This is a genomic window from Gordonia sp. 135, from assembly GCF_009720185.1.
GTDB classification, from domain to species: domain Bacteria; phylum Actinomycetota; class Actinomycetes; order Mycobacteriales; family Mycobacteriaceae; genus Gordonia; species Gordonia alkanivorans.
In genome coordinates this window covers 3,617,687-3,643,005 of sequence record NZ_CP046257.1, presented here as the reverse complement: position 1 = coordinate 3,643,005, position 25,319 = coordinate 3,617,687, and the positions used below count along the sequence as shown (strand labels likewise).

28 protein-coding genes are annotated in these 25,319 nt (G+C 66.8%); 17 read left to right on the top strand and 11 right to left on the bottom strand.

All coding sequences use genetic code 11. The annotated features are described in order from the left end of the window. Positions 1–31: 31 nt before the first annotated feature. The 4 genes from GKZ92_RS16570 to GKZ92_RS16555 form a co-directional block, all read right to left on the bottom strand. Positions 32–1,339 (bottom strand): S1C family serine protease, encoded by a 1,308-nt coding sequence (locus GKZ92_RS16570; protein ID WP_035751092.1) that lies wholly within the window; start codon positions 1,337–1,339, stop codon positions 32–34. 100 nt (positions 1,340–1,439) lie between these two features. After that, positions 1,440–1,943, bottom strand: a complete 504-nt coding sequence (locus GKZ92_RS16565; protein WP_035751095.1) for an SRPBCC family protein — start codon at positions 1,941–1,943, stop codon at positions 1,440–1,442. Continuing rightward, the gene (locus tag GKZ92_RS16560) at positions 1,940–2,647 is read right to left on the bottom strand and encodes a hemerythrin domain-containing protein (protein ID WP_035751097.1); all 708 of its coding nucleotides are present in this window, start codon (positions 2,645–2,647) and stop codon (positions 1,940–1,942) included. Before GKZ92_RS16560 ends, GKZ92_RS16565 begins: the two co-directional genes overlap by 4 nt. A gap of 30 nt (positions 2,648–2,677) precedes the next feature. Then, a complete protein-coding gene (locus tag GKZ92_RS16555; RefSeq protein WP_035751099.1) occupies positions 2,678–3,325 on the bottom strand; it encodes a TetR/AcrR family transcriptional regulator in 648 nt (215 codons plus the stop codon). 202 nt (positions 3,326–3,527) lie between these two features. Between GKZ92_RS16555 and GKZ92_RS16550 the strand changes: the two genes are divergently transcribed. Continuing rightward, positions 3,528–4,391 carry an AraC family transcriptional regulator gene (locus GKZ92_RS16550; RefSeq protein ID WP_035751101.1) on the top strand — a complete coding sequence of 288 codons (864 nt, stop codon included), beginning with the start codon at positions 3,528–3,530 and terminating at the stop codon, positions 4,389–4,391. A gap of 34 nt (positions 4,392–4,425) precedes the next feature. Here GKZ92_RS16550 and cynS read toward each other — a convergent pair whose 3' ends face one another. Next, complete coding sequence (cynS, locus tag GKZ92_RS16545) at positions 4,426–4,878, bottom strand: cyanase (RefSeq protein ID WP_006357409.1); 453 nt, start codon at positions 4,876–4,878, stop codon at positions 4,426–4,428. Between the two features lie 319 nt (positions 4,879–5,197). On the opposite strand from cynS, the gene GKZ92_RS16540 reads away from it, so the two are divergent. Next, the gene (locus GKZ92_RS16540) at positions 5,198–6,076 is read left to right on the top strand and encodes a formate/nitrite transporter family protein (protein WP_035751103.1); all 879 of its coding nucleotides are present in this window, start codon (positions 5,198–5,200) and stop codon (positions 6,074–6,076) included. On the opposite strand, the gene GKZ92_RS16535 is transcribed toward GKZ92_RS16540, so the two are convergent. Beyond that, positions 6,063–8,147, bottom strand: coding sequence for a DUF2339 domain-containing protein (locus tag GKZ92_RS16535; protein WP_035751105.1), 2,085 nt, complete (start codon positions 8,145–8,147; stop codon positions 6,063–6,065). The genes GKZ92_RS16540 and GKZ92_RS16535 overlap by 14 nt on opposite strands. Before the next feature lie 98 nt (positions 8,148–8,245). Between GKZ92_RS16535 and GKZ92_RS16530 the strand changes: the two genes are divergently transcribed. Further along, the gene (locus GKZ92_RS16530; RefSeq protein ID WP_006357412.1) at positions 8,246–8,578 is read left to right on the top strand and encodes a hypothetical protein; all 333 of its coding nucleotides are present in this window, start codon (positions 8,246–8,248) and stop codon (positions 8,576–8,578) included. A gap of 71 nt (positions 8,579–8,649) precedes the next feature. Continuing rightward, a complete protein-coding gene (locus GKZ92_RS16525; protein WP_042375694.1) occupies positions 8,650–9,936 on the top strand; it encodes an MFS transporter in 1,287 nt (428 codons plus the stop codon). On the opposite strand, the gene GKZ92_RS16520 is transcribed toward GKZ92_RS16525, so the two are convergent. After that, the gene (locus GKZ92_RS16520; protein ID WP_006357414.1) at positions 9,917–10,519 is read right to left on the bottom strand and encodes a TetR/AcrR family transcriptional regulator; all 603 of its coding nucleotides are present in this window, start codon (positions 10,517–10,519) and stop codon (positions 9,917–9,919) included. The genes GKZ92_RS16525 and GKZ92_RS16520 overlap by 20 nt on opposite strands. Positions 10,520–10,698: 179 nt before the next feature. Between GKZ92_RS16520 and GKZ92_RS16515 the strand changes: the two genes are divergently transcribed. From GKZ92_RS16515 to urtE, 6 genes are all read left to right on the top strand, one after another. Next, positions 10,699–11,745 (top strand): oxygenase MpaB family protein, encoded by a 1,047-nt coding sequence (locus GKZ92_RS16515; protein ID WP_006357415.1) that lies wholly within the window; start codon positions 10,699–10,701, stop codon positions 11,743–11,745. Between the two features lie 300 nt (positions 11,746–12,045). After that, positions 12,046–13,329: an urea ABC transporter substrate-binding protein gene (urtA, locus tag GKZ92_RS16510; protein ID WP_127962670.1), complete on the top strand. Its 1,284-nt coding sequence runs from the start codon at positions 12,046–12,048 to the stop codon at positions 13,327–13,329. An 84-nt stretch (positions 13,330–13,413) separates the two neighbouring features. Further along, on the top strand, positions 13,414–14,301 hold the full coding sequence (urtB, locus tag GKZ92_RS16505) for an urea ABC transporter permease subunit UrtB (RefSeq protein WP_006357417.1): 888 nt from the start codon (positions 13,414–13,416) through the stop codon (positions 14,299–14,301). Further along, positions 14,298–15,410: an urea ABC transporter permease subunit UrtC gene (urtC, locus tag GKZ92_RS16500; RefSeq protein ID WP_006357418.1), complete on the top strand. Its 1,113-nt coding sequence runs from the start codon at positions 14,298–14,300 to the stop codon at positions 15,408–15,410. Before urtB ends, urtC begins: the two co-directional genes overlap by 4 nt. Further along, complete coding sequence (gene urtD, locus GKZ92_RS16495) at positions 15,407–16,288, top strand: urea ABC transporter ATP-binding protein UrtD (RefSeq protein WP_155225444.1); 882 nt, start codon at positions 15,407–15,409, stop codon at positions 16,286–16,288. The genes urtC and urtD overlap by 4 nt, the downstream gene beginning before the upstream one ends. A 5-nt stretch (positions 16,289–16,293) precedes the next feature. Next, a complete protein-coding gene (gene urtE / locus GKZ92_RS16490; protein ID WP_006357420.1) occupies positions 16,294–16,986 on the top strand; it encodes an urea ABC transporter ATP-binding subunit UrtE in 693 nt (230 codons plus the stop codon). Position 16,987: 1 nt separating this feature from the next. Here urtE and GKZ92_RS16485 read toward each other — a convergent pair whose 3' ends face one another. Then, positions 16,988–17,731, bottom strand: a complete 744-nt coding sequence (locus GKZ92_RS16485) for a hypothetical protein (RefSeq protein ID WP_035751111.1) — start codon at positions 17,729–17,731, stop codon at positions 16,988–16,990. Between the two features lie 65 nt (positions 17,732–17,796). Between GKZ92_RS16485 and GKZ92_RS16480 the strand changes: the two genes are divergently transcribed. Together GKZ92_RS16480 and GKZ92_RS16475 are read left to right on the top strand one after the other, a co-directional pair. Further along, a complete protein-coding gene (locus GKZ92_RS16480; protein ID WP_035751114.1) occupies positions 17,797–17,976 on the top strand; it encodes a hypothetical protein in 180 nt (59 codons plus the stop codon). 67 nt (positions 17,977–18,043) lie between these two features. Then, positions 18,044–18,466 (top strand): hypothetical protein, encoded by a 423-nt coding sequence (locus tag GKZ92_RS16475; protein ID WP_035751115.1) that lies wholly within the window; start codon positions 18,044–18,046, stop codon positions 18,464–18,466. Between the two features lie 122 nt (positions 18,467–18,588). Here the strand turns inward: GKZ92_RS16475 and GKZ92_RS16470 are convergent, their stop codons facing one another. Both GKZ92_RS16470 and GKZ92_RS16465 read right to left on the bottom strand, forming a co-directional pair. Next, on the bottom strand, positions 18,589–18,924 hold the full coding sequence (locus tag GKZ92_RS16470) for a transglycosylase family protein (protein WP_035751117.1): 336 nt from the start codon (positions 18,922–18,924) through the stop codon (positions 18,589–18,591). A 274-nt stretch (positions 18,925–19,198) separates the two neighbouring features. After that, positions 19,199–20,509 (bottom strand): cytochrome P450, encoded by a 1,311-nt coding sequence (locus GKZ92_RS16465; RefSeq protein ID WP_042375623.1) that lies wholly within the window; start codon positions 20,507–20,509, stop codon positions 19,199–19,201. A gap of 89 nt (positions 20,510–20,598) precedes the next feature. On the opposite strand from GKZ92_RS16465, the gene GKZ92_RS16460 reads away from it, so the two are divergent. Next, on the top strand, positions 20,599–21,192 hold the full coding sequence (locus GKZ92_RS16460) for a TetR/AcrR family transcriptional regulator (protein ID WP_035751122.1): 594 nt from the start codon (positions 20,599–20,601) through the stop codon (positions 21,190–21,192). Between the two features lie 3 nt (positions 21,193–21,195). Here GKZ92_RS16460 and GKZ92_RS16455 read toward each other — a convergent pair whose 3' ends face one another. Next, positions 21,196–22,281, bottom strand: coding sequence for an NADH:flavin oxidoreductase/NADH oxidase (locus tag GKZ92_RS16455; RefSeq protein WP_006357427.1), 1,086 nt, complete (start codon positions 22,279–22,281; stop codon positions 21,196–21,198). A 56-nt stretch (positions 22,282–22,337) separates the two neighbouring features. Between GKZ92_RS16455 and GKZ92_RS16450 the strand changes: the two genes are divergently transcribed. From GKZ92_RS16450 to GKZ92_RS16435, 4 genes are all read left to right on the top strand, one after another. Continuing rightward, positions 22,338–22,856, top strand: a complete 519-nt coding sequence (locus GKZ92_RS16450; protein WP_230461820.1) for a hypothetical protein — start codon at positions 22,338–22,340, stop codon at positions 22,854–22,856. A gap of 18 nt (positions 22,857–22,874) precedes the next feature. After that, positions 22,875–23,657: an enoyl-CoA hydratase-related protein gene (locus GKZ92_RS16445; protein WP_006357429.1), complete on the top strand. Its 783-nt coding sequence runs from the start codon at positions 22,875–22,877 to the stop codon at positions 23,655–23,657. 92 nt (positions 23,658–23,749) lie between these two features. Further along, positions 23,750–24,049 carry a hypothetical protein gene (locus GKZ92_RS16440; protein ID WP_006357430.1) on the top strand — a complete coding sequence of 100 codons (300 nt, stop codon included), beginning with the start codon at positions 23,750–23,752 and terminating at the stop codon, positions 24,047–24,049. Positions 24,050–24,175: 126 nt separating this feature from the next. Beyond that, a complete protein-coding gene (locus tag GKZ92_RS16435; protein ID WP_006357431.1) occupies positions 24,176–25,312 on the top strand; it encodes a Rieske 2Fe-2S domain-containing protein in 1,137 nt (378 codons plus the stop codon). Positions 25,313–25,319 lie beyond the last annotated feature (7 nt).

Sequence of the window (25,319 nt, the reverse complement as noted above, 5' to 3'; positions counted from 1 at the left end):
GATGCGATCACCGTCGGCTGAACTCATCCGGTCAGGGCAACTGACCGAACGGGTTGCCGCCGAAGGGAAGACGTGATCCTCCGGACTGTCCGTCGGACTCGGGGACCGTCGTCTGCTGCTTGTCGACGGTGCTCCCCAGCTTCACCTTGACCGTGCGGGCGCCGGAACCGGAACCGATCGTCACGGGTACCGTCTCGCCCGGTGCGTGCGTCAGCACCTGTGCCATCAGGTCGGCGTAGTCGGCGACCGGAGTGTCGCCGATCTTCGTGATCACATCGCCGCTCGAGATACCCGCCGACGCGGCCGGCCCGCCCTTCTGGACCGTTACCGTCGCGCCGTCCTCCCGGTCCGACGACGACAACGAACCAGACACTCCCAGAACGGGTTTCGTTGCCTCCCCGTCCTTCAGCAACTGGTTCGCGATGCGTTCGGCGGTGTTGATCGGGATTGCGAAGCCGAGTCCGAAGGACTGCGGGCCACCGGAGGAGGCCTGCCCGGTGTCGACGGCTGAGTTCACCGCGACCACCTGGCCCTGCAGGTTCACCAGCGGCCCACCGGAATTGCCCGGGTTGATGGGGGTGTCGGTCTGCAAGCCGTTGTAGACGGTGACCCCGGAACCGCTCTCGTCGCCGGCGGCCACGGTCCGCGAGAGTGCGCTGACGATGCCGGAGGTCACCGTGTTGGAGAGGCTGTCGGGGCTACCCACGGCCACCACCTGTTCGCCGACCTGCAGGGCATCCGAGTCACCGAGAATCGCCGGGGTGAGGCCCGACGCGCCGTCGAGCTTGATCACCGCGAGGTCGTACGACGGGGAGGTGCCGGTGATCGTAGCGGGATATTGCTTTCCGTCGCTGGTGGACACCACGATCTTGCTACCCGATCCGGCCCCTGCCACCACATGGTTGTTGGTCAGGACATATCCGTCCGAGGAGAGGACGATGCCGCTGCCCACCGCTGTGCCCTGCGCCATCTGCACCTTGATGTCCGCGGTCGATTTGGACGCAACCTGTGCCGCGTAGGTCACCGACCCGGGCTTGACGTCGGCCGCGTTCACCGTGTTCGCGGGTTGCGAGCTGAGTACCGGCGCAGTCGGTGTGGCCTGGTGGTCGAGTAGCGCGCTCCCGCCGACACCGATGGCGCCGCCGAGGAGGCCCGCGAGCAGAGCGGTCACGATGATCGGCTTCGTCACGGTACGGGGGCGTGGCGACGGGGATGGCGAGCCGGGCGCGGGTACCGGATCGACGGGCGGACCGTCCCAGCCGCCGTACGGGGGCAGGGGCGGGCCGGGCTGACCCAGCGGCGCGGTGGGGGTGCGGTCGGGGGACTGAGGTGCGTTCACGGCACCACGATGCCGGTGCTCCTTGAGAACAAGCCGCTGATTACCTGCGAACTTCCTGACAGCTCAGATGGTGGGCTTCAGGTGTTTCTCGGAATGGTCGTCACGCGTCGTGGGTCGGGAGTGGTTTGCGCGGGCGGGCTGCGGCGAGTGCGGCCAGTCGATCGAGGTCCTCGGCGAGTGCGGCCCGCCGATCGCGGTGCCCCTTGATCAGGAGCCAGTAGATGCGGTCGAAACCCGGTGCGACATGGAGCACGTCGTAGGCCTGCACGATCCGCGTGCCGCCCGCTTCCGGTTCGAGCGTGATCCGCCATTCGGTGCTGTCGATCTTGCCCATCAGCCCGGTGGTCTTCCAGGACAGTAGATGTGGTCGCTCGACGGTGGTGAACACACACGACCGGCTCCACAGGTAGATGCCGGACTTGTTGGTGCCGCGGAAGCGGACGCCCGGCGCCGCTGCCTGCTCTGGACCGACCCAGTGCGCGCCGCGGCACTCGTGACTCCACTCGCCGACCCGCGTCACATCGGAGACGATGTCGAAGACGGCCTCGGGCGGCGCTTCGGCATACGACTCTGTGCGTCCATGGTGGGCCACGCGCCGCGTCATGATGCGCTCTTCGCGCCGACGGTGACCGGGCCGATCCTCGACGCCCCGCCGTGTCCCCAGATGAGTTCGGCGCGGCGTCGGTAACCCCGCGCGAAGCCGTGGACGAGGATGAACCTCGGTACGGCCGGCACCACGCCGAGGATCAATGCCCGATCGTCATCACTGAGACCGTCGATGGCCCAATGCCCCTCCCGGCCGAGTTCGACGAATCCCTTTGGTTTGACGAAGTATTCGTGTTCGACATCGCGATACTCCGCGGTGCTGATCGTGGCCGCGACGACCGGCATCGCCTCGAGCTCCTCTCGTTCGAGGTGGGGGAGTAGGACTTCGGAGAGCCGATCCAGCGCGTCGAGAAGCGTGTTCCGTGCCTCCGCGTCCGTGCGGTAGGCAGAGGCGGCGTCGACCAAAGCGTCGACGGCGGGGGCGATGCGAAGGTGGTCGGCTTCCATGTCATCGAGAAGTGCTGCGGCACCGGGGTTTCGCGACCGGATGAGCGGCCACAGTCCCTCGTCCTCGCCGGTGTGGTGGAGATGGAGGAAGTGCATCATCCACGTGAGGTGGTCGGCGAGGGCGCGTCGTCGGGCGTCTTCGGGATAGGGCGGTGACGTGAGAACGACACGGGCACGCCTTAAGTCGCGGCGGAGCGCGCTGTGCACGACGCCCATGCTCCGGGTGTCGGCGGGTTCGTGCGGGGTGGTGGACATGGCGCTGTCCTCTCATTCGAAGGGCTGGAGTCAATTTGGACCGAGCAGCCGCAGGGTGGCGTCGGCGAGCCAGTTTTGATAGCGCGTCTGGCTCCATCCGGCGTTGTTGACGAGCAGGTCGTAGACCTCGGTGCTGATCACCGCCCACAGCCCCCCGGCTTCGTCGTCGGTGAGCGTGCGTCCGGCGATCGATTCGCCGGCGGTCCGCACGTCCGACCGTTGACGGCGGTACGCGTCGGCGAGCCGGGCGGCGAGTTCGGGGTCGAAAGAGGCGCCTTCCCGCAGCGCGCGGTACAGACCCGCGGTTCTGCCGTAGACCTCGGCGGCCAGGGCGGCGCCGGCTGCCGCACGTTCACGACGATTGCCGGCGGACATCGCGGCGAACCCCGGGCGCTCGACGAGGGGGACCGGACGATCGTCCCCGACGACCGCCACGTCGAACGCGGCGAGGAAAAGCCTTGTCTTCGAGCCGAATTTGGCATAGACGGTCTCGAAGGACACGCCGGCCCCGGCCGCGATCTCGCGTACCCCGACCGACCATCCACGCTCGGCGAACATCCTGATGGCCGTGTCGAGCACACGTGCGCGGGTTTCAGCCGCCTGGTCACGTCGCAGTGACGAGTCGTAGCTTCTCCGCGTCGCGGTGGCTGCGGAGGACTGCGGGTCTGACGTGCCCATACCTGAGTATGCGACTGGGTTCAATTCAATACAAGGGGTGTCAGACGAAAAGTTCGAGCGAGTGATCTGCGCGGCGCCGTTTCATAGCTCGAAGCCGCGGTGGGCGCGAGTCGGAGCTATGGAACGCGCTGATAATTCCTGCCCGGAACGATCGGGTCCGGGGCCATGCAGAGGGACCATGATCGTGGACGAAAGGAGAGCCATGATCGGCACGCTCAACGCACTCGTCGACCTCGTCGACCGGACCACCGACGAGCCCATCGACCTGGCCGGATTCGCCCGGTCCCACGGGACGACGGAGTATCACCTGCGTCGGATGTTCGCCTCGCTGGCCGGGATGCCGTTCTCGGAGTACGTGCGGCGTCGTCGGATGACCCTCGCGGCAACGGATCTCGTGAGCAGCCACACCGGCCTGCTGGATCTCGCGGTGCGCTACGGCTATTCGTCGGTCGAGGCGTTCGGCCGGGCCTTTCGCACGGTTCATGGAGTGTCACCGTCGGACGTGCGGGCACATGGCGGTCCTTTCGAAACACAAGCCGTACTCAGGTTTCGCCTGATCGTCGAAGGGAGTCGTCCCATGGACGTCACGATCACCGACCGACCCGCATTCGTACTCGCCGGGCACGCAGCACAGGTGCCGCTCATCTACGAGGGGGTCAATCCGCACATCCAGCAGCACATCGCGTCGATCGCGCCCGAGGAACACGCCCGACTCAAGTCGCTCAACGACACCGAACCCGCCGGCATCCTGGCCATCACGGACGGAAGCGAGCCCGACGCGCCCGAAGGGATACTGGTCACCTACCTGCACGGTGTTGCGCTGCAGCACGATTCGACGGTGCCGGCGGACCTGTCGGGCATCCCGGTGACCGCCGGGGCGTGGGCCACATTTCGGTCGTCCGGTCCGTTCCCGCAGACGCTCCAGAAGACCTGGGCCGCGACGGCCACCGAGTGGTTCCCGTCGAATCCGTGGCGACTGCGGCCCGGCCCCACATTCGTGCGCTACCTCGAACTGACCGCGTCGTACGCCGACGCCGAGATCTGGATGCCGGTCGAACGAGCCTGAGCACCACAGAACGGCGGCGAGGCCGACGAGGCGGTCACCAGTTGTAGTCGAGGAACTTCCCGTCGAAGGTCACGACGACGCGGTCGCCACCCGGGTCGGCGCGACGCGCGATGTCGACCTTGAAGTTGATCGCGCTCATGATCCCGTCGCCGAACTCCTCGTGGATGAGTTCCTTGAGCGCCGGACCGTAGACGTCCAGGGCCTCGTAGAAGCGGTAGATCGTGGGGTCGCTGGTCGCGGCTTCGTCGGGGGTCCGGGTCGGTTGTCGGCGCAGGCTCTCGGCGACGCCCTCGCCGAGGCCGAGCATCTCGACCACCGCGGTGGCCTTGTCCGCCGGGACGGGATGTTTGCCGAGCAGGGCCGCGACCGTCCACACCAGCGGCGCGTCGATCTTCTCGGCGATCGCTGCCCAGGTGAGTCCCTGCCGGATTCGGGCCGCGACGATGAGGTCGGCGGCGTCGGACTTCGGCATGATCGGGGTGGTCATCGTGTCTCCTCGGTCGGTTCGGTGATGCCCGTCGACGCGGGGATCGGCGATCTGGTCGAATCCTGTTGATACGTCGAGGGTGATCTCCACCATGCGCACGTGCCGGCGGATTTCCAAGGTGCTGCCGGACTCAGCCGAAGAGTTCACACGACGGACACGGCGGTACGAGGAAGAGGTAATCGCGGTGAAACATCACCGCGGCGAACCGCTCGAGAGAGGTCGATGTAACACCGGGTCGTCCCGACGACACCTCCACGACATGTGGCCTCGTTTCGATGGGGGACAAGAGTCACGAATCGAAACGCTCGGGGAGAATGTCTTGTCTTATGTGAATCCGTCCGAATTCGCGGTGAAGATGGTGGACGCCGGTGAGGCGAAGGTGTTCCTGTCCACCCGCGACACGATCATCCGCGCTTACATGGCCGGAGCGATCCTTGCTCTCGCGGCCGCATTCGCTGTGACGGTCACCGTCCGCACCGGTGAACCACTGCTCGGGGCGTTGCTGTTCCCGGTCGGCTTCTGTCTGCTGTATCTGATGGGTTTCGACCTGCTCACCGGGGTGTTCACGCTCGTCCCGCTCGCCCTGATCGACAAACGACGCGGTGTGACGGTGAAATCCATGCTGCGCAATTGGAGTTGGGTGTTCCTGGGGAACTTCCTGGGCGCCTTCACCGTCGCGGTGATGATGGCGGTGATCGTGACCTACGGCTTCAGTGTCGACCCGGACGAGGTGGGCCGGCAGCTCGGCGAGATCGGGCACAGCCGGACCGTCGGATATGCCGAGCACGGCGCCGCCGGGATGCTCACGCTGTTCATCCGTGGCGTCCTGTGTAACTGGATGGTGTCCACCGGTGTCGTCGGAGCGATGATGTCGACGTCGTTGCCCGGCAAGGTTCTCGCCATGTGGATGCCGGTGATGGTGTTCTTCTACATGGGATTCGAGCACTCGATCGTCAACATGTTCCTGTTCCCCTCGGGTCTGATGCTCGGTGGCGACTTCTCGATCGGCGACTACCTCGTCTGGAACGAGATCCCCACGGTCATCGGTAATCTCGTCGGTGGTCTCACCTTCGTCGGGCTCACGATCTACATCACCCACGCACGCACCGCCGCCGACCGTCGGCCCGTCTCCCATGATGAGACGGCCGAGGTCGACGTCGCGGCACCCGCCGAGATCGAGAGCGTCAAGACGGTCTGACCGGAGTATCCGCTCCCGGGGTTGTCGTCGGCGACCCCGGGACGCGTTCGCCCTGGAGCGCCCTGGCATACCAGGCGCCGAGCCCCAGCAGGATCAGGCCCGTCACGATGAACACGAGGACCCGGAAGATCCCGTCGAGGGTGGCAAGGTCGAACAGGAACAGCTTGGCCATCGCCGCGGCGACGAGCACCAGACCGCCGGTGACCGCGGCGGTGCGCTCGTTGCCGGTATGGCGCCGGGCGAAGGCCAGCGCCGCGCCGGCGAGAACGACCCAGCAGGTGGTCGCGACGACATGCCCGCCGAGGAATCCGTCGGCCCCGGCGAACAACACCCCGGCGTTCACGCTGATGGCGGTCACCGCGTACACCACGACCACGCCAGCCGCGGCGTAGGCGACACGGGCCAGATCCCCAGCGGTCAGCCGGGTCCACCCGACGGCAATCGCGATGGCCCCGACGGCGGCGAGCATGCTGCCCACCAGGATCGACAGGGAGGCGTTGTCCTCGACCAGTCGCGCCTGGGCCAGGACGTAGGGCGGCATGTCGTCGAGCAGTGCCGCGAAACCGATGCCCCAGATCACCGTGCTCCCGGCCAGCAGGACCAGCGACGTCGCCGACCAGGCACGGGCGACCAGGGCGGTCACCGTCGCGAGGCCGAGCACCGCGGACACCGCCACCGTGCCGTCGAAGCACACGAGGATCGCGACGAACAGTACGACGAGCGAGGTCGCGGTCCAGATCTGAGCGACCACGTCGGGGAGTTCGAAGTGCTCGGTCCGGACCGCCGAGCAGGTGACGGCGACACCGATGACGAGCACGGCGACCGCCGCCTGCAGCGCAACCGCACCCGCGGTGTCCAGGACCGCACCGGCGAACAGGACCGGGATCGTCGTGGCCGACGCCAGACCTGCGAACAGCTCACGGAATCGGGTGGTGGGCATCGCCACGAGCGCGCCCGCGAACCCGAGGACGATCACGACGAGTGCGGCACCGGCGAACTGGAATCCGGTGTTCGTGGTGCTCGTTCCGCCCAGGGCGGCCAAGCCGACGACGGTGAGCGGGATCGTGGGCGCGGCCAGTCGCACGGTGTGCAACCAGATCCAGTCGCGGCCCCACTGAACCCACGCCGACGCAGCGGCGAGAACCACCATGAATGCGATCAGGGTCATGTCGAGACCGCCGGTCAGCATCGGACCGAGAACGATGAGCGGAACCACCACGAGCAGGCCGAGATGTTCACTGCGCCAGCGATATGCGAGGACCAGGCCGCCGGCCGCAACGATCCCGGCGACGGTCAGTCCCGCCACGATGGGCAGCCACTCGTAGATCTTGGTGGCGGCCAGGACGTCGAGATAGCCGGCCGCAATTCCTGTTGCGGCCGTGGCGATCGCGCCGATCCGGCCATCCGGCTTGCGGCGCAACCAGATCGCGGTGCCGACGAGCGCAGTCGCGAGCATCGCGCCGCCCGCAACGCGGAACTCTGGGCGCAGGATGCCGGCCTGTGCGGCCAGGACCAGCAGCAGGGCGATGCCGATCAATGTGACGCCCACACCGGCGGTGGCGAGAATCTTGCCGATCAGACCTCGCTCGGCGGCCGCGGCGACACGCTCGGACAACGGGCGCGCGGGGGGACGCGGCTGCGGAGGAGCGGCCGGCGGTCGCACCATCGGACCGTACGCGGGATGCGGCCCCGGACGTGACGGAGCCGGCGGGATGGGCGGTCCGTAGGCGTACGAACCCTGATTCGGCGGACGTCCGGGTGACGCCCACTGAGTTGCCGGTTGCGGGTTGGCCGGCGGCGGGCCCATCGGAGGTGCGGGTGCCGGGGCCACGGTCGGCGGGGTGAGCGGTCCGGCCGGATGCTCCTGCTGGAGAGGTTTCGACTGTACCGGACGGTCGGGCCGCGCGGCGTCGCCGGCAGGACCCTCGACATCTGCGACGATCCGCCGCAGTTCGGCGAACTCGGCCGAGACGGTGGACATCTGGCGGGCGATGGCATCGAACTCGGTGGAGATCCGCGCGAGTGTCGCGGCGCCCGGATCGCCCCCGAACGTGCTGCTGGATGTGGTCATGGAATGACCCTGTCTCCTCGAGGTCCACGGGACATGAGTAGTGCTACTCACCGGGGTTGGGGGTTTCGTGCGCAGGTCGGCATGGGTATGCCATCGGCATGAACGACGTACAGAATCCCACCGACCGCGGGCGACAGGACGTCGAGAAGAGGTGGCAGGACACCGGCAGTTACCGGTCCGCAGCCCTCTACGTGGCCGCCGTCGTCGGAGTCGGAGCCATCGCGTGTGCGATCTTCCTCGCCGTCGATCGCACGAACATCGTCCTCGCATCCCTGGTTCCCGGCGTATTCGTCCTCGGTGGTCTCGGCGCGCTGGTCATCGCCTACCGCACCTACCGCCGCGGCGGAACCTGGCCGATGTGGCAGGGCGCCGCGTGGTTCCTCTTCGCGTTGATGCTGGTGACTCTCTCGTTCCCGGCCATGGCGGGTTGACCGCGCCGGAGTCGCTGAGAAGGGTCTGACCGCGACGACCCCGTCCTCGTGACTGCGGCATGATGTCTGCCATGTCGACCCCGTCGCGCACCGGCACGCTCGCCGTCGGCACCATGGTCCTGCTCACGGCGCTCTACTTCGCGCAGGGCCTGCCGTACGGGTTCTTCAGCCAGGCGGTGCCTGTCATCCTGCGCGAGGAGGGATACTCCCTCACGCAGATCAGCGTGTACGGGCTGCTCTTCGCGCCGTGGGGACTCAAGTTCCTCTGGGCGCCGTATGTCGACCGGTACGGAACCCGACGCCGCTGGCTCCTCGCGATGCAACTGACCTCCGCGACGGTCGCCCTCGTCCTGGCCTGCATCGATCTCTCCGGGACGCTGGTCTGGCTCCTCGTCGGCATCGCCGTCATCAACCTGGCGTCGGCGACCCAGGACATCGCCACCGACGGGCTGGCCGTACAGACCCTCGGACCCCGACAACGCGGTCTCGGCAACGGGATTCAGGTGGGCGCTTACCGGGTCGGCATGATCGTCGGCGGCGGTGGGTTGCTGTGGCTGTTCTCGCTCGCCGGATGGCGGAGCCTCTTCGTCGCGATGTCGATCCTGCTCGTCGCTCTCACAGTGCCGGTCTGGTTCCTTGCCCGCACACCCGCGGACGCGACGACAACGTCGACCGCACAGGCGCATGTCTCGCGGATGACGCCGTCACTGCTCCTCACCGGTTGGCTCGCCCGGCTACGACGCCCCGGCGTTGTGGTGTTCATCCTGGTCGTCGGGGCCTACAAGTTCGGCAACTCGATGGGTTCGGCCCTCGTCGGCCCCTTCATGTCCGACATCGGCCTGAGCCTGGGACAGATCGCCCTCGTCGAAGGGGCGTTGTCGTCGGCGGGTGCGCTCGCCGGCGCGGCCCTCGGCGGGTGGCTGGCGTTCCGCTACGGACGGCGTCAGGCCTTGTTGTTCGGCGGTGTCACCCAAACTCTCAGTCTGGCTTTGTATCTGGTGGCCGCATCCGGCGTCGGCGGGTTCTGGCTCGTGGTGAGTGCGAGCCTGGCCGAACACATTCTCGGTGGGGCGGCGACCGTCGCGGTGTTCACGCTCATGATGGACGCGTGTGAGAAGGGATACGAGGGCAGCGACTACACGCTGTTCGCCTGCACGGTCGTCGGCGTCCAGGGCGCGGCCGGGTTCGCGGCGGGCGTCGTCGGTGATCTGTTCGGCTTCCCGACCCTGTTCGGGACGGCCCTGGTGCTCTCGGGTATCGGCGTCGTCGTCATGATCCGCGCGCTCGATCGCGGTATGGGACCGGAGTCGATCCAGGCTCTTGCGCGCACTGGGTCGATCAGCGACGACCGGGGATGAGCGTGGCCAGGGCCTCGTCGACGACCCGTTCGAGATCGTCCCCGAGGCTCCCGGCGAGGAACTGTTGGGCGAGCTCGGCCATGGCGCCGGTGAAGACGGCCGCCCGCACCCGACCGGTGAGCGGATCGGTCTCCCGGGCGTCGGCCTCGGCGAAGGAGAGTTCGAAGAGCATGTTCTGAGTCGCGGCACGCCGCTGCGCGAGCACCGGATTGGTCCGTCCCTCGGTGAACAGGATGCGGCCGCGACGCGGGTCCTCGGACGCGTGACCGAGGACCGCGAGCATGCCGGCGCGGGTGCGTGCTCGGACCGAGTGACCTGCGGTGGTCATGGCGGCTTCGACCACTGCGCCCAGCTCGGCGGCAGTGGCATCGTAGACGGCGCCGAGTAGCTCGTCGGTGTCGGCGAAGCTCTCGTAGAAGTAGCGGGTGTTGAACCCGCAGTGTCGGCACACCGACCGCACCGACAACTCGGTCTCGGGTCCGCTGCCGCCGAAGATGTCGAGAGCCGCGGCGATCAGGATTGCTCGGCGCTCGGCGCGGCGGTCCTCCAGGGGGACGCCGGCCCATCGGGTCGGACTCGACATCGTTTCACCATAGACGGGCTGACCCGGCACGGAGCAAGGTCTGGTCACGTGTGTACCCAAAGCGTTAAAGTGGGTACAACCGTGACCACATGACGACCGTGCCCATGTGGCGTCGTCGTATCGGTGGTCCGGGTCGGGGATGACCCGCTCCGGACGTCGGTATCGAGAAAGGACGATCGATGAACGTTCCCTTGGCGCCCCTACGGCTGCCGTCGACGGAATGGGTCCCGCTGGACCTGCCGCACGAGATGCTGGGATCGTGGCTCAACGGCAAGTTCGACGAGAACGTCCGCGCGAAGTTCTTCCGCGGGATGGAATTCGAGAACCCGGCCGGTGACCCCGGGTGGTTCGGACCGGACAGCGCCACCTGGTACGTCCACTCGCACACGCCTGCGCTGATCTTCGGACTGCAGAGCGCGTCGTACATCGAGCGCCTCGACCCCAGCATCTTCTGGATGGGCATGCATCACTCCCGTCTGGTCCGGCGACGTGAGGACGGCACCGCGACCACCGCCATCGATCCGGACGGTGCGATGACCCGCCTCGGGCACTCGCTCGCGTTCTTCATGGGGACCGCCTACGGATCGACGGAAACCGCTGAGCGACTCGCCCGTACCGTGCGGGCGATGCACCATACGATCAAGGGGGTCCGGCCCGACGGCGCCGCCTACGACGCCGACGATCCCGAGTGGTTGCGATGGAACTACGCGACGGTCGTATGGGGTATCGCCACGGCACACGAGATCTACCACCCGCGACCTCTGCGCGGAGCCGAACTCGACAGGTACTACGGGGAATTCGTGCGCGTGGGTCATGCGCTCGGCGGAACCGGCCTGCCCACCACCAAGGCCGACACCCTGGAATGTCTCGAGTCGTACCTGCCCCGGCTGGCCCTGACGCACGGCAACGCGATGGCCACGGGCGCCAATCTGCGGAATCGTGCTCAGGCGGCGGTGGATTGGGCGATCCGGGACATCCAGCCGCGCTGGGCCCAGCAACTCATCTCCTACCGGCCGCCGAACCCGGTCGAACGGCGCGCCCGCCGATCCGCCGTGTGGACCATCATCAACTCGGCCCATCTGTCGATGGGGGAGGCGCCGGAGTTCGCCGCCGCCAAGCGCCGCGTCGCCGGCGGCACCGACGTGCCCCATACCTTGCCCCGGTACGAACTCGGCTCCGATCCCGAGCTCAGTCGCACGGAGGTTGAAGCCGCTTTCTCCCACTAGGCCGTCGACTCGAAGGGCGGCGCATCCTAACGGATGTGTCGCCCTTTGTCGTCGAAAAAGCCATTCCCGCAACAAGATTCGCCAGTGTGAATCCGGCGTGAGCCTATCTGAAGCGGAAACAGGGAATTCATCTCACGTCACGCCGGTGTAACAAAGCCTAAATACGTTTACCCGACATACGCGAGATCGCTAACCAAGTAGCGGCGCGTATCTCATCGGGGGGTCGAGGTGCGGAGTTGCACCTGCTATCTGTCATGGCCCGCCTGAGCCGACCTGAGACGTATTGAGAAAGGCCTTCGGATGCCGTTTGATTCATTGCCGTCCGCCGTCACCCCCACACGCCGTAGGCGGTACGGAATCCTCATCCCGGCGGCGCTGTCCGCCGTCGCACTCGCGCTGAGCGCCTGTGGCAGCTCGGCCAGTGAGGACGCGGCTTCGGGCGCCGAGTCGTGCGTCGACACCTCGGGCGACACCATCAAGGTCGGTTCACTGAACTCGCTGTCGGGCACGATGGCGATCTCCGAGGTCACCGTGCGGGACTCGATCAAACTGGCCGTCGACCAGATCAACGACAACGGCGGCGTGCTGGGCAAGCAGATCCAGCTCATCGGCGAGGACGGCGCCTCCGAGCCCACCATCTTCGCCGAGAAGGCCGAGAAGCTGATCTCGGCGGACTGTGTTGCAGCGGTGTTCGGCGGCTGGACGTCGTCGAGCCGCAAGGCGATGCTGCCGGTCTTCGAGGACAACAACTCCCTGCTGTACTACCCGGTGCAGTACGAGGGCCTCGAGTCGTCGAAGAACATCTTCTACACCGGTGCCACCACCAACCAGCAGATCGTGCCGGCCCTGGAGTACCTGAAGGAGAAGGGCGTCAAGTCCCTCTACCTCGTCGGCAGCGACTACGTCTTCCCGCAGACGGCCAACCGCATCATCAAGGCCTACGCCGAGGCCAACGGCATCGAGATCAAGGGTGAGGACTACACCCCGCTCGGCTCGACGGACTTCTCGACCATCGTCAACAAGGTCCGCACCGCCGACGCCGACGCCGTGTTCAACACCCTCAACGGCGACTCCAACGTGGCCTTCTTCCGCGAGTACAAGAACGTCGGTCTGACCCCGCAGGCGATGCCGGTCGTGTCGGTCTCGATCGCCGAGGAAGAGGTCGGCGGCATCGGTGTCGAGAACATCGAGGGGCAGTTGGTCGCGTGGGACTACTACCAGACCGTCGACAACCCGGCGAACAAGTCCTTCGTCGAGGACTACAAGGCCGCCTACGGCGCCAACAAGCCCACCTCCGATCCCATGGAGGCGGCCTACGTCTCGGTCTACCTGTGGAAGAACACGGTCGAGAAGGCGAACTCGTTCGCGGTTGCCGATGTCCAGAAGGCCGCCGGCGGAGTCACTTTCGAGGCTCCCGAGGGCCTGGTGACCATCGACGGCGAGAACAACCACATCACCAAGACCGCTCGTATCGGTGAGATCCGCGGTGACGGACTCATCTACTCGGTGTGGGATTCGGGCCAGCCGATCGAGCCGGACCCCTACCTCAAGTCCTACCCGTGGGCCGAGGGCCTGAGCAGCTGACGCGTCGTGCCCCGTCTCGCGCCCGTGCGCGGGGCGGGGCACACCCGTTGTTCTCACCGACACCCATGACGAACGGATGGTGACGTGGAAACCGTTATCGGACAGCTCTTCACCGGGCTGAGTCTCGGCTCGATCCTGCTCCTGGCAGCACTCGGTCTGTCCCTGACCTTCGGTCAGATGGGCGTGATCAACATGGCTCACGGGTCGTTCATCATGGCCGGCTCCTACACCGCGTACTCGGTGCAGGAATATCTGATCTCGAACGCCGGCGTGTCCCTGATCGTCTCGCTCGTCATCGGCTTCGGAGTCGGTGGCCTCATGGGTGTGCTGCTCGAGGTCACCCTCATCAAACGCATGTACGACCGTCCGCTCGACACCCTGCTGGTGACCTTCGGCGTCGGCCTGATCCTGCAGCAGCTCGCGCGCGACATCTTCGGTGCGCCCGCGGTCCGCGTGACCGCGCCGCCGTGGCTGTCCGGTGGCGTCGACATCCTCGGAGCGGTTGTTCCCAAGACCCGCCTGTTCATCATGCTGCTGGCCGTCATCGCGGTGGTGGCGATCGCCGTCACCATGAAGTACACCCCGATGGGGCGTCGTATCCGCGCGGTCGTCCAGCACCGTGATCTGGCAGAGACCAGCGGGATCTCCAGCCGGACAACCGACATCACCACCTTCTTCATCGGTTCCGGGCTCGCCGGTGTCGCCGGTGTGGCGCTGACCCTCATCGGTTCCACCAGCTCCAACACCGGTATGACGTATCTGATCGACGCCTTCCTGGTGGTCGTCATCGGCGGTCTGGGCCAGATCAAGGGCGCGGTCATCGCGGCGGTCGCCCTCGGCATCCTGAACTCGTTCATCGAATACAACACGACCGCATCGGTGGCCAAGGTCGCCGTGTTCGTGATCATCGTGATCTTCCTGCAGATCCGCCCCCAGGGCCTGTTCACGGTCCAGTCGAGGAGTCTCGTGTGAAGGACTATTTCAGCGGTCACTGGAAAACCTACGCGGGGTTCGCCGTCGCGGCGGTGCTCCTGTTCGGCGTCGCACCTTCGGTGCTCTCCGACTTCCGACTCAACCTGCTCGGCAAGTTCCTGTGCTTCGGTATCGTCGCGGTCGGCATCGGTCTGGCCTGGGGTCGCGGCGGCATGCTGACCCTCGGTCAGGGTGTGTACTTCGGTCTCGGCGCCTACATCATGGCGATGCACCTGAAGATCGCCGACGCCGAGATCCGCGGCGACGACGTACCGGACTTCATGCAGATCGCCGGTATCCGCGAACTCCCCGGATACTGGAAGCCGTTCGCCTCACCACTGGTGACGATCCTCGGAATCCTCGTCGTGCCCACCCTGATCGCGGTCCTGTTGGGCCTGGGTGTGTTCAAGCGGAAGGTCAAGGGAGCCTACTTCGCGATCCTGTCCCAGGCGCTCGCTGCCGCCTTCGCGATCCTGCTCATCGGACAGCAGAGCACCGGCGGCAGCAATGGCCTCAACCGATTCCGAAGCTTCTTCGGTCTCGCCCTGAACGACCCGGTGAACCGTCACCTGCTGTTCTACATCGCCTCCGCCGCCCTGCTCGTCGTCGTCGCGATCACCCGGCAGCTGATGTACAGCCGCTACGGAGAACTGCTCGTCGCCGTGCGCGACCAGGAGGAGCGCGTCCGCTTCCTGGGCTACGACCCGGCCAACGTCAAGGTCGTCGCCTACGCGATCGCCGCCCTGTTCGCAAGCATCGCCGGCGCCCTGTTCGTGCCGATCGTGGGCATCATCTCGCCCGCCGACGTCGGCATCGTGCCGTCCATCGCCTTCCTGATCGGCGTCGCGATCGGCGGCCGCACAACACTTCTCGGACCGGTTCTCGGCGCCATCGCGGTGGCCTGGGCGCAGACCAGCCTGTCGGAGAACTTCCCGTCCGGATGGACCTACGCGCAGGGCATCCTGTTCATCGTCGTCGTCGGCTTCTTCCCGGCCGGACTCGCCGGGATCGGCGCCGCGCTCAAGTGGCGCCGGAAGAAGTCGGCCGATCCGTCGCCCACCGGTGACATCGACGAACACACCGACAGCAAGGTAGGAGCCTCGTCATGAGCCGATCCGACACGGTGGGCACGGTCGAACCGGTCGCCGGTGGCAACGCCGGGATGGACAGCGACTACCTTCAGGTGCGCGGACTGTCCGTCGAGTTCGACGGATTCAAGGCCGTCACCGACGTGGATCTCACACTGCTGCAGGGTGATCTGCGGTTCCTGATCGGTCCGAACGGCGCCGGGAAGACCACCATCATCGACGCGATCACCGGTCTGGTGAAGGCCACCGGGTCGATCCAGAAGTCGGGTGTGGAACTCGTCGGCAAGAAGGTGCACCAGATCGCGCGCCTCGGTGTCGGCCGAACCTTCCAGACCGCCAGCGTCTTCGAGGAACTGAGCGTGCTGCAGAACCTCGACATCGCTGCCGGCGCGGGCCGATCGGTGTGGACCATGCTGCGCCGTAGACCCACCGAGATCCCCGAGCCGATCGCCGAGGCCCTCGAGACCATCGGCCTGCAGGACCTGCGTGACACCCCGGCCGGCGTCCTCGCGCACGGTCAGAAGCAGTGGCTGGAGATCGGCATGCTGCTGGTGCAGAACGCCTCGGTGTTGCTGCTCGACGAACCGGTCGCCGGTATGAGCCACGAGGAACGAGAGGAGACCGGAAACCTGTTGCGCCGGATCGGCGGTGAGCGGACCGTGGTCGTCGTCGAACACGACATGGACTTCATGCGGGCGTTCGCAACGTCGGTGACGGTCCTCGCCCGCGGTCAGGTGCTGGCCGAGGGCAGCGTCGCCGAGGTGCAGGCCAATCCGAAGGTCCAGGAGGTGTACCTCGGAACCGCCGCCGGCGGTGAGGAACTCGAGGAGATCGCCGCCGGATCCGACGGACCCGAGGCCGGGGACGTCCCCGCCGTGTCGACCGAGAAGAAGGGCTGAGCCGGATGCTGAAACTCTCCGGGGTGCACGCCGGATACGGCCGCACCGAGGTCATCCACGACGTCGACATCGAGGTCCCGTCCGACGGCGTGGTCGCCGTGCTGGGGCACAACGGCGCCGGGAAGACGACGCTGCTCCGGGCCGCCGTCGGACTGGTGAAGACCACCAAGGGCTCCATCACGTTCGACGGCGTCGACATCACCAAGGCCCGTCCGAGCGCGCGGGTCAAGCACGGCATCGCCTATGTCCCGCAGGGGCAGCAGAGCTTCGGCCACCTCACCACCGCGGAGAACCTGCAGGTGGTGGCCGACGGCCGCAAGCGCGGCAAGGAACTCATCGCCGAGATGCTGGACATGTTCCCGGCGCTGGAGGAACTGCTCGGGCGGCGCGCGGGCCTGCTGTCGGGTGGTCAGCGTCAGCAGCTCGCGATCGCGCGGGCCCTCATCACCGAGCCGCGGATGCTCATTCTCGACGAACCGACCGAGGGCATCCAACCGTCGGTGGTCGCCGAGATCGAGCAGACCATCACCACCCTCACCCGGCGGGGCGGACTCGGCGTTCTCCTCGTCGAACAGCACATCGGATTCGCTCTCGAAGCGGCACAACAGTATTACGTCCTCGAGAGTGGCCGGGTCACCTCGTCGGGCGAGGGCGGTACGGCTGCCGAGGCCACCGTTCGCGAGGCCATGACCATCTGACCTACCGGAGATGGACCGCGATCTCCGGTCCGAGGGTGTGCGGGGCGTGGAGGGGGAGGCGGTCGCCGCTCCAGAACCGGCCGGGGTCGAACCAGTTGGAGTCCTTGGTGGTGTCGAGGATGCTCATGTCGCGGTAGGTGATCGCGACCACTTCGGCGCAGTACGCCGCCTCGAGGCTCACCGGATTCGACGGCGAGACCTCGTGCTGCCGTTGCTCACGACGCTCCCGGACCTTTCGGTCGAGATAGGGGATTCCGCGCACCAGATCGGTGGAGTTGGGGACGCGACCACGGAACCACCGACCGGCCAGGCGTGCGGTGGTCGGGAACGGGGTGCCGTCGAGGCGTGCGATCACCTTGAGCAGCTCATCCTCCTGCGCCCGGCTGACTTCCGGACTCAGCTGACGAATCCAGCACGCTTGCTCGTATCGGACCATCCACTGCTCGACGGCCTCGCGCGCATCGTGCAGTTGGACCCCGCGGTGATTCGACCCGGTCCAGACGTCGGTCAGTTTGTCGCCGAGCTCGGCATGCCACAGCAGCGGCGGCAGATCGTCGATGCACACCGCCATGGCCACATGGTTGACCGGCGCATTGGTGAGTGTGCGGATGGCTCGGTCGGGGCCCGACTGGCCACGGAACAACCAGACGTCGCCGGTGCGGGTGGCTTCGAGCGCGGTGGTCAGGGAGACACCGCCGGACTCCCCGGCGAGATCGGCGCGGCGCGGTCTTCTGCTGGTGGGCATCCCCGAAGACTAGAGCGTGCGGGTGAAGACGGCCATCGGCCGCGGATGCGACTTATCCTGCCTCCATGAGGAATCTGTGGAAGTGGCTCGGGCTCGCCGGCGCCGTCGGGGTGGCCACCGGCGGTGTGCTGATCGCACGAGACCAACGCCAGCGCAAGGCCTACTCGGCCGACGATGTCCGCGAGCGACTGCATCAGCGTCTGGCGGAGGTCGACACTGCTGGTGGCGAGGACGAACGAACCTGAGGACACTGGTTGGCACGGTCGGCCCCCACGGCCGGCCGGGCAAGCCGAACCACAGATAGGGAACACCATGACCGACAACAGCGGATTCGGCGGAGGACCGTTCAACTTCGGCCCCGAGGACTTCGACCGCTTCGCACGCGAGGCGGGCGAGGGGCTGCGCGACGTGTTCGGCAAGCTCTTCGAGGGTCAGGCAGCGCCGGGAGCATTCTCCATGTTCTTCGATGAGGCGGCCCGGGGTCGCACTCGGACGCAGCCGCGGCCGGAGACGGCCGGTGAGACCGGGTCGGGTGTCTGGGCCGTGTTCGTCGTCGACGAGGACGGCGGCGCCCGTGTCGAGCAGGTGTATGCCACCGAACTAGACGCGCTTCGCGCCAACAAGAACAACACCGACCCGCGTCGCAAGGTGCGGTTCCTGCCGTACGGCATCGCGGTCAGTGCTCTCGACGAGGCGCTCGACGGGGAGCCGGGCGAGGACGAGAAGTCGGACTGAGAGGCTTCTCGGAGACGAATGAGGCCGGTGAGTCCGAGTGGACTCACCGGCCTCATGCCGTACGAAGCACGGCTCGTGCTTCTGGTGATGCAGTCACGGCGCCTCAGGCGCCGGCGCTGCTATCAGAGGTTTGCGCCGCAGGTCGGCCACGCACCGGGGCCCTGGGTGGCAAGGACGTTCTCCGCGACGCGGATCTGCTCCTCGCGCGAGGCGTTCGCCGGGTTGCCGGAGCCGCCGTTGGCCTCCCAGGTGCTCTGCGAGAACTGCAGACCGCCGTAGTAGCCGTTGCCGGTGTTGATGCTCCAGTCGCCACCGCTCTCGCACTGGGCGACAGCGTCCCAGTTGCCGGAGGCGGCCGAGGCGTTGGAAGCCAGCATGCCGAGGGGGGCTGCGGTGAGGGCGCCGACGATGGCGGCGCGGGCGGCGAGCTTGGTCATGTGGGTCTTGCTGATACGCATGGTCTTCGTTCCTCCTGATCACCACCCGGGGTTGGCAAGGTGGTTGATTTCGGACGGGGCCGACCCTACGTGCTTGGTAACGGTCAGGTCACGTCAGGGTCGTGACCTGCAAGATTTCGGTAACGCATGGATAACGCCGTTAGCTTTGGGGTAAAACCCCAGCGCATCGCGGCATTCCGCGAGCGGACGCGAACCCGAGTGTTCGGACGTGTTCGATGACGAAGGTCACACCCTGGTAGTGGTGTGGACCACTTGCTTGCGAGGTCTCGCGAGACTATTGGCGCCGTCGGACGGCAATGCGTCCACCGCGTGCGGGCGCATAGGCGACGCCCCGGGAGAACCACCGCTCGGCACGGGCGTCGGTGGGAAGCAGTTCGAAGTCGCTCAGGATCGTCCGGAGCGCCACGTCCATCTCCATCGTCGCGAAAGCGGCACCGATGCAGCGTCGGGTGCCGCCGCCGAACGGCAACCACGCCGGTGACGGCGCGGTGCCCAGGAAGCGGGTCGGATCGAACCGCTCGGGATCGGTGAACTCGCGGCTGTCGTCGTGGAGCAGAGCGATGGAGACCATGACGTTGTATCCGCGAGGTATGCGCCATTCGCCGAGTTCGAGTTGGTCGGCGACGACGTAGCGGGCGGCGAAGTCGATGACCGGGCGGCTGCGCTGGGTCTCGAGGATGGTCGCGTGCCGGTACTCGGTGCCGCCTTCATCGACCTCGGCGACAAGTCGTCCCAGGACTCCAGGGTGGCGACGCAGGCGCTCGAACGCCCAGGCGAGCGTCGTTCCGGTCGTCTCGTGTCCGGCGGCGAGCATGGTCATCAGCTCGTCGCCGATCTCGTCGTCGCCCATCGACGCGCCGTCGTCGTAGCGGCTGCGCAGCATCAGGGCGAGGATGTCGTCGCGTTCCTCGAGTCGGGGGTCGTTGCGTGACCTGGTGATCAGGTCGCCGAGGAGTGCCTTGCCTTCCGCGCGCATGCGCTCGTACCGATGGTTGGGGTCGACAGCGCGCAGCACGCGGGGCAGGTTGGGGACGGTTGCGGCGCGGGAACCGACGGTGACCATCGGCGGGATGATGCGCCGCAAGTTCTCCAGATCTTCGCCGACAGCGCCGAACACCGCGCGGAGGATCACGTTGAGGGTGATCCGCATCATCGGTTCCATCGAGGCGAACTCGGTCTCGACCGGCCACGTGGAGGTCTCGGCCCGGACCTCCTCCTCCACGATCTGTTCATACGTCTTCATCCGCTTGCCGTGCAGCGGCGGGGTCAGCAGCTTGCGGCGTGCCCGGTGCTCCCGTCCCTCGAGGGAGAAGATCGACCCGGCTCCGAGGATGCGGCCCAGGTTGGGTTGGATGTTGATGACCTTGTCGCCGGCGGTGAACAGCTCGCGGGCGAGTGAGGCGTCGGAGATCACCACGGCCCGCCCGAAGACCGGGAGGTGCACGGTGAAGGCTGTGCCGTGCCGAGCGTGGAGGTGGCCGAAGAACAGTCGTCTAGAGGTAATCGCCGCCAGTCCCTGCATCGCCGAGGGGACGCGCGTGGCGGGCGGCAGATGCGGGTCACTGCGCAGGACGGATGTACTCATCGGCTCGAGGCCTCCCAGGTCTGGTACGTCGGCGTACCGGCGACGGTACGCGTGGGTACCGGGGAGGGCAAGAGGCATATGCTCGCTACGTGGAATTGTGGCCGAACGGTGCGACGTCGACGAGGGAGCGACTCCTCGCGGCGATGCTCGAGTGCATCACCGAATCCGGTTACCGCGAGACCACCATCGCCGACGTCGTTCGCGTGGCCCAGACGTCGCGACGCACCTTCTATCAGGAGTTCGCCGACAAGCAGGACTGCTTTTTCGAGCTGCTGCGGGAGACCAACCGGTTCATGATCGCGCGGATCGCGGAGGGCGTGGATCCCGAGGGGAGCCCGGAAGCGCAAGTGCGACAAGCGGTCACGGCCTACGCCACCACCAGTGACCGATACCCGGGACTCATGCTCTCGTGGATTCGCGAACTACCCGCGCTGGGCGGAGCCGCTGCACAGGTGAAGAACGAGGCGATGGATGACTGGGTCGACCTCTTCGTCGGACTCACCTCCACGCCCACGCTGGCCGCGGCCGGGGTGAAGCCGATCAGCCGGCAGCGCGCGGTGTTCCTGTGGGGCGGGGTGCGCGAACTGACGGCGAGTGCCGTCGAATCCGGATCACCGCTGAGCGACATCATCGAACCGGCAACGGCCGCTTGTTTCGCGCTCATGGGGCCCGCCCCGAGCTGACGATCAGCGCCAGGCACCCCGCAGATACTGCGGCGGGTAGGGCGCTTCGTCGCGGGAGAGGCCGAGTTCGTGTGCGGCGCGCTGCGGCCAGGACGGTTCGCGCAGGGCGACGCGTCCGAAGAGGACGGCTGTGATGTCGGCGTCGCCGGCGACTTTCTCGGCCTGATCGGGCTCGACGATCAATCCGACCGCCGCGGTCGGGACTCCGGAGTCCCGGTGGATGGAGCGGGCCAGGTCGACCTGGTAGCCGGGGCCGACCGGGATGTCGGCGAGCACATTGCCGCCCGAGGAGACGTCGATGAGGTCGACGCCGCGTGCGCCGAGGATCTCGGCGAGCCGGGAGGACTCGGCGACGCCCCAGCCACCGTCGCGCCACTCCGTACCGGAGAGACGGATGAACAGCGGCTTCGACTCGGGCCATACGGCCCGCACGGCCTCGACGACCTCGAGCACGATGCGGGTGCGGCCGGCGAAGTCGCCGCCGTAGGCGTCTGTGCGGGTGTTGGAGAACGGCGACAGGAACTGGTGCAGCAGATATCCGTGCGCTGCGTGGATCTCGACCACGTCGAACCCTGCCTCGTCGGCGCGACGAGCCGCCTGGGCGAAGGCGTCGACGACCTCGGCGATCTGCTCGGTGGAGAGGGCGACCGGATCGGCGTATCCCTCGAACGGCACGTCGGACGGGCCGACGGTCGTCCAGCCCCCGTCGTCGAGGGGGATGCTTCCGGACCGTTCGTCGAACGGCGAGTACGTCGACGCCTTGCGGCCCGCGTGGGCGATCTGGGTGCCGATGGTTGCGCCCTGTGAGTGCACGAAGTCGACGGTCCGCTTCCAGGCCTGCGCCTGGTCGTCGTTCCACAGTCCGGCGTCTTCGGGGCTGATCCGACCTTCAGGGACGACCGCGACGGCTTCGGTGAGGATCAGCCCGAAACCGCCGGCGGCGCGGGCGCCGAGGTGGGCGAGATGCCAATCGGTCGGGATTCCGTCGCCGGCGAAGCAGCTGTACTGGCACATCGGCGCGAGCCAGATCCGGTTGGGGATCTCGACATCGCGGAGCGTGATCGGTTCGAAGAGTGCGGTACTGGTCACGATTAGGGTCAACCGCCTCGACTCCAGGCTATTCCCCGGGCGGTAGGTTGAATTCCATGACGCAGCCCTCGCGAGATGCGCGCCGCATGCTCCTGCCTCTGTCGATGGTGGTGTTCGCCGCGGTGTGGACCGGAGTCGCCGTGCTCGGTTCCGACGAGATGGCCGGGCACATCGGCCTGGACGGTGAGGTCACCCGCTGGGACTCGAAGTGGGGGCTCCTGAGCGGTCTCGGTCTCATCGCGGTGCTGGTCGCGGTGCTCTTCGGTCGCGCCGAGCGGATTCTGTCGCGCATCCCGGCCCGCGCAGTCAACTTCCCGAGCCGGCGGCGCAAGGCGTACTGGATGGAAGGTTCGAATCGGGACGAGTTCAATCGCCGGATGGGCGAGGACCTGGCGTTGATGGGCGGCGCGACACTGCTGATGATGGCCTGGCTGCTCGCGGCGTCGGCGATCATCGGCAGCGGCGACAGCGCGTCGTGGACCTTGGCGATACCGGTCCTGACCTACCTGGTGGCCGTGCTCGGTTACACCGTCCACATCAGCGTCGGGTCGCGGTACGCGATCCCCGGCCACTGACACCGAAGGAGCCCGACGATGAGCGAGACGACAGACGCGGTGTCGGTGGAGGTCGACGCGCCGCTCGGGGTGATCACCCTGCGCGCGGCTCGGCGCCGGAACCCGTTGTCCACCACCACGATGAAGGCCGTCACGGCCGGACTCCGCCGATTCGACGAGGACTCGGACGTGCGGGTCATCGTGATCCGTGCGGAAGGTCCGGCCTTCTCGGCCGGGCACGACCTCGGTGAACTCGTCGACCGCACACTCGACGACGAACGCGCCGTTTTCGACACCTGCGCCGAGCTGATGCGAACCGTCCACGAGGTGCGCCAGCCGGTGATCGCGGAGGTCGCGGGCATGGCCTTCGCCGCCGGATGCCAGCTCGTCGCGACGTGCGATCTCGCGGTCGCCGGTCGCAGCGCGAAGTTCTCGACCCCGGGCGTACGGATCGGCCTGTTCTGCTCGACGCCGATGGTCGCGCTGACACGGGCCGTCGGCCGCAAGCGCGCCATGCACATGCTGCTGACCGGGGAGGCGATCGACGCCGAGACCGCTGCCGATTGGGGGCTGCTCAGCGGCGTCGTCGACGATGCAGATCTCACCACGACGGTCCGGGAGCTGGCGCTGCAGATCGCCGGCTCGAGCGCGCGTACGGTGTCGATCGGCAAGCAGGCCTTCTACAAGCAGATCGAGCTCGACGAGGCGTCGGCCTACGTGGAGATGGCGGAGACGATGGCGGCCAATGCGATGACGTGCGATGCGCAGGAAGGGATGTCGGCGTTCCTCGCCAAGCGTGCACCGGTGTGGACCGACAGCTGATCCCTCCGCTCCTGTTCCGCTGAGCTGAAATCGTGTGGTGCCCGACACATCCCGGTTCTTAGTCTTTCCTCATCCGAGGAAGGGATGGACCAATGCAGCCGCTCGTCTGTCAGACCTGCGACGCCCGCGTGTCAGTCGCGAAATACAGTCCTGCTCACACGAGCATCCAGTGGACCGCCGACGCCAAGCAGTCCTGTCATGAGATGGCGTCCGCGTCCGCCGTCGGGAACGCGAACTGCGGTTACGTTCTGCGCTGTGCGGCATTGGATCGCAGCATCGACCATGCGGTGACGCGCGGGGACATCCCGATGTCGACGAGGTCGGAGCCCCGTGTCCGTCCGCTGTCCGCCGGCGATGTCGTCGCCGGGTCCGCGGCCGTCGTGCCCTCCTGACCGTCGCGAAAACCTCATCCGCTCAGTCATTCTCATCGATCGCTTCGGGCATCACTCCCAGCTCGAGGCGATGTCTCGACGATTTCAGCCCCGTCAGTTCCAGCCCCTACACCCATTGGAGACATCATGACCGTCGAACAAGAAAGAATCGAGATCCGCAGCATCGACACCGGCACCAATCCGACGCGTTTCGCGCGCGGGTGGCACTGCATCGGGTTGGCGAAGGATTTCCGGGACGGCAAGCCCCATCAGGTCCAGGTCTTCGGTACCGATTTGGTCGTCTTCGCCGACTCGACGGGCGAACTCCATGTGCTCGACGCGTTCTGCCGGCACATGGGTGGCAATCTCGCCCGGGGCGAGATCAAGGGCGACACCATCGCCTGCCCGTTCCACGACTGGCGGTGGAACGGCAAGGGCCGCTGCGAATCCGTGCCCTATGCGCACCGGACGCCCAAGGTCGCACGCACCAAGGCGTGGACGACCATGGAGCGCAACGGCGTTCTGCTGGTGTGGCATTGCCCGCAGGGGACCGAACCCACCCCGGAACTCGCGATCCCGGAGATCGAGGGCTACGAGGACGGTGAGTGGAGCGACTGGACCTGGACGACGATCCACGTCGAGGGTTCACACTGCCGTGAGATCGTGGACAACGTCGTCGACATGGCGCACTTCTTCTACGTGCACTACCAGATGCCGGAGTTCTTCAAGAACGTCTTCGACGGTCACATCGCCGGCCAGCACATGCGCTCGTACGGACGCGACGACATCAAGACCGGTGTTCAGATGGATCTGCCGGAGGCACAGACCATCTCGGATGCCTTCTACTATGGCCCGTCGTTCATGCTCGACACCATCTACACCGTCGCCGACGGCACGACCATCGAATCCAAGCTGATCAACTGCCACTACCCGGTCACCACGAACTCGTTCGTCCTGCAGTTCGGCACGATCGTGAAGAAGATCGAGGGCATGTCCGACGAGCAGGCCGCCGAGATGGCGACGATGTTCACCGACGGTCTCGAGGAGCAGTTCGCGCAGGACATCGAGATCTGGAAACACAAGTCCCGCATCGAGAATCCGCTGCTGACCGAAGAAGACGGCCCGGTCTACCAGCTGCGTCGCTGGTACAGCCAGTTCTACGTCGACGTCGAGGAGGTCACCCCCGATATGACCCAGCGGTTCGAGTTCGAGGTCGACACCAGCCGTGCACTCCAGAACTGGCACAAGGAAGTGGAAGAGAACCTGGCTGCTCCCAAGGAATGACAGTCTT